Genomic DNA, 7,184 nt, shown 5'->3' with positions numbered 1-7,184 from the left:
GCGATGATCTACCTGATCGGCAGTCCGGTGGGCCGCCTGCTCGATCAGGCCAAATCCACATGAAGTGACGAAGAACCATTTTTTTTGCTCCTTTTCTCGAGCTCTAAAGCGCTGACCTGTTTTGAAATCAGACCAAATCATGTTAAACGTCGGTTGTTTATTGTCAGAAATACTAAAAGTCTAATGATAATGAAGTTTTTTCCGATTAAGTGAAAAGTATGCGCCATACCACCCAATCTGCACATATACATCTCTAATGTAAGCGTTATCATTTTGTGAAAAACAATGAAAAGGCATTAATACAGGGGGGTCATGACAGTCTTTAGTCTGTTCTTTTAATGTCAATTGACCTGTAAAAACCTGATTGATGATGATATGCACGGATGAAACGCTGCTTCTTGAGCATTTGATGCTTATGCCGTGCAGGCATGATGGACGTCTCATATCAGATCACCGCTGATGAGATGCGCCGATTCATGCTGCCCGTGGTAGCTGGAAGTGGCTTTTGTCTGGCAGGGGCCGGGAGCCTGAAAAATGCCGAAAGGCATGATGGTACTTGTATCGATAGCCATATTGCTGCTCTGTTGCGGCCAGGCGGCGTATGCTCAGGAATCGGTGGTTTTGATCGCCAACCCATCGATCCCTCCAGGCAGCATGACCCGGGAAACCGTGCGTGCCATTTTTGCCATGCGCCAGCGCACCCTGCCCAATGGCGAGGCGGCACATGTTTTTGTGCTGCCGGACAAGCATCCTCTGCACGAGCGCTTTACCAAGGAAATTCTTGGCGTTTACCCCCACCAATTACGCCTGTCCTGGGACCGGCTGGTCTTTTCCGGCACGGGACAGGCGCCCAATGAAGTTGGTTCGATTGAAGAGATGCGACAACGTGTGGCCAGTACCCCGGGCGGGCTGGGCTATCTGGATAAAGGAGCCGTGGATGATAGCGTCAGCGCTTTCTCAGTGGAGTAATTGCGGCTGGCGCGCCCTGTATGCCTCCACATTGGTGATAGGCGCCATGGCCGCCGGCACTGCACCGGCGCATGCCGATGTTCTTGATACCGTTCAGGTGCACGGCTTTCTGAGTCAGGCGCTGATCGTCAGCCGGCACAACGATTTCTTTGGCCCCAGCAGCCAGGATGGCGGCAGCCTTCAATACACGGAAGTTGGCGTGAATGCGTCAATGCGTCCGACCAATAATTTACTAATCTCTGCTCAGGTTCTAAGTCGGCGAGCAGGTGATGATAATAGCCATTATGAGCCCAAACTGGATTACGGGTTACTGGATTATCAGTTCATTACGGGTAATAAGCGTGTAGCCGGTGTGCAGATCGGGAAGTTGAAACAGCCCTTTGGCATTTACAACCAGACGCGCGATGTTGCCTTCACAAGGCCCAGCATACTTCTACCTCAATCAATATATTTTGATCGTACCCGTGCGCCGGCCCTGTCTTCAGAGGGAATTTCCGTTTACGAGGAAGAGCATTTGCCTTCCGGCATTCTTCATTTTCAGGCAGGCGTCGGCAAGGCCAATACGGATCGTAACGTCAAGGAAACCATCTGGGGATCGCGAGTTCCGGCCTCGATCGATGGTGCCTTGTCTTCGATTGGTCAGGTTGCCTATGAGCATGGTTCAGGCAGCATCGTGGCCGCCCTGACCGTGGCAGAGGCCAATATAGATATTGATGGGCCGCCTGGTGCTCCTGACCGGTATTCCTTTCAGCCAATTATCATGTCGCTTCAATACAACCATGGTTATTGGAGTATCACTGGTGAATATGCGCTAAGGCGTCAGTCTTTTGAGGGCGGCGCTTCTGACCAGAGTATTACTGGAGAAAGCTGGTACCTCCAATATACCCAGCGTTTTCTTGAAGACTGGCAGTGGCTCTTGAGATATGACTCTCTCGTTAATGATCGAGCCGATCCAAAGGGAAAGAAGTTTGAATCTGATGGCAGAGGAGTCGACCACTCACAGTTTGCCAAGGACTGGACTCTGGGACTGCAATGGAATGCCACGTCCGATTTGTTACTTTCGACCGAATATCATCATGTCGATGGCACAGGCTGGCTACCCAGAAATCAGGACGAATCAGACAGGTATTGGGATATGCTTCTTTTCCAGGCTTCATGGCGCTTTTAAAAGTCGTTATTCATGAAGGCGTATTTAACTGCCACAGACATTCTGAGAGAGTCATATGAATTTCAGTCTAAAGTGGCGCGCCATTATATTGACCAGCCTGGTAATGGTGGGCCTGGCAGGTACCTTTACGTTATTTAGCTACCAAAATCTTTCGGAGCAGTTTACATCTGCACAAAGAGCCAGCTATAGCAAACGCATCGAAGATATTAATATGGCTCTCGATCGTTCCTTCAACGATCTTCAAAAGATTGCCAGCATTGTTGCCTCATCCAATAATCTTGGACAGGCCCTGAAAAGCAGAAACTATTCCTTCGTTGATCAAACACTGCATTCTCAGTGGCCAACGCTTCAAATCGAAGTGGGAATTGAAAGCCTTTCCGTTCTGAATATGGAAGGCCAAAGCGTTTCTACCTTTGGCAATCCACAGGAAGGCATCCCCGGTGATTCAATGAGGGCGTGGGAGCAAAATGTCATCCTTGATGAAATGCCTGCCAAAACCCTGATTTGTACAGATGTCTGCCGTCAGTATATTGCTGTACCGGTCCTCGAGGACGGCGAAAGCGTCGGTATTGTGGTGGTTACAAGTTCAATGATTGATGTCATCTTGTATACCAACAAGAGTTCGGGGGGAGATGTCGCTCTTTTAATCAATGGTGGAGAGGCTGGAAGTCGTTCACATTATTTGCCCTCTTGGAAAAGCTCTATTATCGCTCTTACGAACGAAAAAAAGGAGTTGCCGCTTATTAGAAAGGCGGCTCGTTCAAACTCTCTTGAATCAATGACATCAAGATCTGTTCGTCTGGATCTCGATCATGGGAACTACGAAATATTCGCCATGCCGCTTGAAAGCTTCCAGAGCAGTGGTGATGTTAGCCATCTTTTGTTGATATCCGACATTACCCCTCAGGTAAAGGGGATTATGGAGAATACGAGAAGCACTTTTATTATTGCAGTGTTGGGCTGGCTGGTGGCTGAAATATTTATTTTCATGATCCTCTGGAAACCCATGGCTAGACTCAGACACTTGTCAGGTGTTTTACCTTCTCTCGCGCTTGGCGAATTTGATCGAGTCAGACGCAAGACGAAAGTAAAGGATAAAAAATGGAAAGACGAAATAGATGTTTTGGACAAGGCCGCTTTTGACCTTGCCGGTCAGTTGGAAAACCTTGAAGACAAGGTGTCCGCACGTGACCAGGAATTATCGGAACGCTTAAGAGAACTTGCACGTGAAAAGGACTTTATCGGCGGACTTCTTGATAATGCTCACGTGTTAATACTGACCCATGACAGGCATGGAAATATTACGTTGGTCAACCGTCACGCTCAGGAAGTAATGGGTAAGCAACGTACGCTGAAAGGGGCATCCTTTGAGCAGGTTTTCAATCTGAGAATGCGTTCTGCAATACGGCTATCGGGCGGGACCCGACAGCAGGAAAGCACAATAAGGACCCACGGCGGTGCAGATATTATCGTTGCCTGGGTTCATGCTCCGTTGGAGCCCGATGCCAATGAAGCCACTTTTATTTCGGTCGGGCTTGATATTACGGCTCGCAAGCAGGCCGAAAAGAGACTGGCCTGGCTTGCCAATCGTGATCCTCTGACAGAGCTCTATAATCGTCGCTTTTTTGAAAACAAGTTAAAAAGCGTTATGGGGGACAAGAATAATAAAGGGGGCGTACTTTATCTCGATCTTGATCAGTTCAAGGATGTTAACGAACTGGGAGGTCATCATTCCGGTGATCAACTGTTAAAGCTTGTCGCTCAGGCGTTGATTGAAGAAGTCGGTGACAAGGATGTTGTGGCCCGTCAGGGGGGGGACGAGTTCTCGATTTTGCTTGAAAACGCCAGTGTAGATGACGCATGTCATATGGCCTCCCGAGTGTCCCGCAAGCTCGAAAATATTGTTTTTTATGAAAACGGTCGTCGCCATCGTGCCATGGCAAGCATTGGCGTGGCGCTTTATCCAGCGCATGGCACCGATCATGTAAAGCTCATGGCCAATGCTGATTTCGCAATGTATAAGGCAAAGGAGGCAAGCGGCAATAAGTGGTATCTGATTCCCGATGAATACGATACCAGTGAACTACAGGAGCGTGTTTATTGGCAGGACGAAATACGTCGGGCATTGAGCGAAAAGCGATTTGAGCTTGCGGTACAGCCTATCGCAAGTATCGAAATGAACACCATACAGCACTATGAAGTATTGCTTCGTATGCGAGATGAACATGGCAAACTTGCCATGCCCGGTCTTTTTATACCTGCTGCTGAAAGAAGTGGCCTTATTGTTGAAGTCGATAGGTGGGTCTTGAATGAAAGTCTCGATTTACTGAAAAAACTACAGGATCAGTCTGTCAATCTTGCTGTCAATATCTCTGGAACAACGCTTCAGGATGAGAGCTTTAGAGCTTTCGTGGAACAGGCGTTGAGTTCCAGAAGTCTTGATCCGGCTCGTCTTATTCTGGAAGTAACTGAAACTGCCGCTGTTACCGATTTTTCGACTGCCAATAATCTTTTGAAAGGGGTTCAGGCGCTGGGTTGTAAAATTGCGCTGGATGATTTTGGTGTTGGGTTCAGCAGTTTTCATTATCTTGGGCAAATGCCGAGCGACTACATCAAGATAGATGGCTCGTTTGTCAGCACCATGCTCGAATCACAGGAAAATAGATTGGTCGTCAAGGCCATTGCCGATGTGGCAAAAGGGTTTGGGAAAAAAGTGATTGCCGAATTTGTTAGTGATCCTCTGATTCTTGAATCGTTAAAAGGACTAAATGTTGATTATGCACAAGGATATTATATTGGACTACCTGTCAGGCCAGAAGAAGCATTTAGTATGTTAAAAGAATCGAGAGACGCATGAACAGGGAAAGTTTTTCAAATGATTACAATGTCATTTTTGCCGTAAGTGAAGAAGAGAAAAAAAGGGTTTATTCGTTAAGACATGCTGTTTATTGCGAAGAATTGGGTTTTGAGCCTGTCAATATCAGAGAAGGCATTGAAAAGGACGACTTCGATGAAAGATCGCTGCATTGCCTGATCGAAAGAAAGGATAATCAACAGGCCGTTGGCTGTGTCAGGCTTGTCTTGCCTTCTAGAGATAAAAATTCGGTCTTTTACCAGATGCCGCTTGAGAAAAAATTTGCCGCCCTGCTTGAAGACAACGAGCAACATCCAAATCTTTTAAAAAGACAGGAAGTTTGTGAAATATCCAGAGTAGCCATACTGAGTGATATCAGGCGAATCAGTAGTGCAAGGTCCCATACAAGTGATGTTGCCGAGGCCATTAAAACGGCGTCTCTTTTAAAAGCAGGTCTGTTTTTATCTGTTCTGGCGTTGGGCAAGATATCCCGACGTCGATATGGTTTTGCGATGATGGAACCGTCTTTGGCAAGACTTCTATCATATTCGGGCTTCAAGTTTTCAAGAGTCAGTCAATATCTGGACTTTAACGGTAAAAGAGCCATTTATTATAGCGACTGGCAAGAAGCAGTGGGAAAACTGCATCCTGAAATGTATGAGTTGTACGAGTATATTGTTGAGTGTTTTAGCCTCAGTATTGTCAATCATACCCGGGATATTGCAGAGATCGCCGAATGGCAAAATGCCTGAGCCTGCCAGCCGGCGATCGATGAAACTCTAGCGCGTCAAAAAAAGATCCTTGTACTGATGCGGCTGCGAGCGCAAATACTGACTTGGCGCAGCCACCTGAGCCCCTAATGTCGCAGCGGCATGCCACGGCCAGCGCGGGTTGTATAGCATGGTTCGAGCCAGTGCGACGGCATCGGCGTCTCCGGTCGCCACAATGGCTTCTGCCTGTTCCGGCTCGGTAATCAGCCCTACTGCAATGGTAGGCATGTCAACGACCTCACCAATGGCGCGTGCCAGCGGTACCTGATAGTTTGGGCCTATCGGAATCTGTTGGGCTGAGGTCAATCCGCCACTCGAGACATGAATGAAGCTGCAGCCGCGTGCATCGAGCTCGCGGGCCAGCATCTGGCTCTCTTCTACACTCCAGCCGCCGTCGGCCCAGTCCGTCGCGGAAATACGGATGCCTACCGGGCGCTCCTGTGGGAAAACATCACGGACCGCATCGAAGACCTCGAGCGTCAGGCGCATGCGGTTTTCCAGACTGCCCCCATACTTATCGCTGCGCTGGTTGGAGAGCGGCGATAGAAATTGATGCAGCAGATAGCCGTGGGCAGCATGAATCTCGATCGCCTCGATGCCCAGGCGCGCCGAGCGCTCGGCCGCCGCTCTGAACTGCTCACGAATTCCGGCGATCTCTTCGATGGAAAGCGCCTGCGGGGCGTTTTCTTCCTCGCTGTAGGCGACACTCGAGGGGGCGACGGTCTGCCAGCCGCGCGGTGCATCCGGTGCAATCTGGGCGCCGCCTTCCCAGGGCACATGAGTGGAGGCCTTGCGTCCGGCATGGCCGAGCTGAATGCCCAGCGGCATGTCTGAATGTGCCCGTACGGCGTCCAGGGTCCCTTTCAGAGCCTGTTCGTTATCATCGTTCCAGAGTCCAAGATCGTCAGGACTGATACGCCCTTCCGGTGACACGGCCGTGGCTTCAAGAATCAGCAGCCCGGCGCCTGACAGCGCCAGATGGCCGAGGTGAATGGTATGCCAGTCGGTGGCGTTGCCATCGCATGCCGAGTACTGACACATCGGTGCGATCAGAATGCGGTTGGCAAGCTCAAGCTTGCCGAGCGTCAGGGGTTCGAAAAGGCGAGGGGAGGGCATTACAGTTCTCCTTGGAATGGGGGAGCCAGCAGAGGGTCAGGAGTCTGGCACAGACCAAAGCCATTAGCACGCTATCAAAATCGATAGGAGGCATCGAAAATTTTTTGCCTCTATCAGGAACTCTTCACCACAGGGGGACTCAAAGTCAGTGTTCCCTTGAATGATCCCTTGCAAGAAGTATTCTTGTCGCCTGCCATCCTCTGGCAGGCTTTTTTTTGCCTGTTTTTTGGCTTGCCCTGTCTAACCACGGTGTCTTGGACGCGTGGGCATACGCTGTGTGCCAGTCCAGTACCTGACCGTTGCATCA

At 49.5% G+C, this 7,184-nt stretch carries 5 protein-coding genes; 4 read left to right on the top strand and 1 reads right to left on the bottom strand.

All coding sequences use genetic code 11. The features are described 5' to 3' along the window. The first annotated feature begins 654 nt into the window (after positions 1-654). From Q0931_RS13170 to Q0931_RS13155, 4 genes are read left to right on the top strand one after another with little or no spacing between them, the layout of a single operon-like run. A complete protein-coding gene (locus tag Q0931_RS13170; RefSeq protein ID WP_299260994.1) occupies positions 655-969 on the top strand; it encodes a hypothetical protein in 315 nt (104 codons plus the stop codon). Next, positions 938-2,137, top strand: coding sequence for a hypothetical protein (locus Q0931_RS13165; protein ID WP_299260992.1), 1,200 nt, complete (start codon positions 938-940; stop codon positions 2,135-2,137). Before Q0931_RS13170 ends, Q0931_RS13165 begins: the two co-directional genes overlap by 32 nt. A gap of 55 nt (positions 2,138-2,192) precedes the next feature. After that, entirely contained in the window at positions 2,193-4,994 is a 2,802-nt protein-coding gene (locus tag Q0931_RS13160) for an EAL domain-containing protein (RefSeq protein WP_299260990.1), read from the top strand. Continuing rightward, positions 4,991-5,743: a PEP-CTERM/exosortase system-associated acyltransferase gene (locus tag Q0931_RS13155; RefSeq protein WP_299260988.1), complete on the top strand. Its 753-nt coding sequence runs from the start codon at positions 4,991-4,993 to the stop codon at positions 5,741-5,743. The genes Q0931_RS13160 and Q0931_RS13155 overlap by 4 nt, the downstream gene beginning before the upstream one ends. A 27-nt stretch (positions 5,744-5,770) precedes the next feature. Here Q0931_RS13155 and Q0931_RS13150 read toward each other — a convergent pair whose 3' ends face one another. Beyond that, the gene (locus Q0931_RS13150) at positions 5,771-6,877 is read right to left on the bottom strand and encodes an NADH:flavin oxidoreductase/NADH oxidase (protein ID WP_299260986.1); all 1,107 of its coding nucleotides are present in this window, start codon (positions 6,875-6,877) and stop codon (positions 5,771-5,773) included. Positions 6,878-7,184 lie beyond the last annotated feature (307 nt).

The organism is uncultured Kushneria sp., assembly GCF_947497025.1.
Lineage (GTDB): Bacteria > Pseudomonadota > Gammaproteobacteria > Pseudomonadales > Halomonadaceae > Kushneria.
This window is presented reverse-complemented; position numbering and strand designations above follow the sequence as displayed.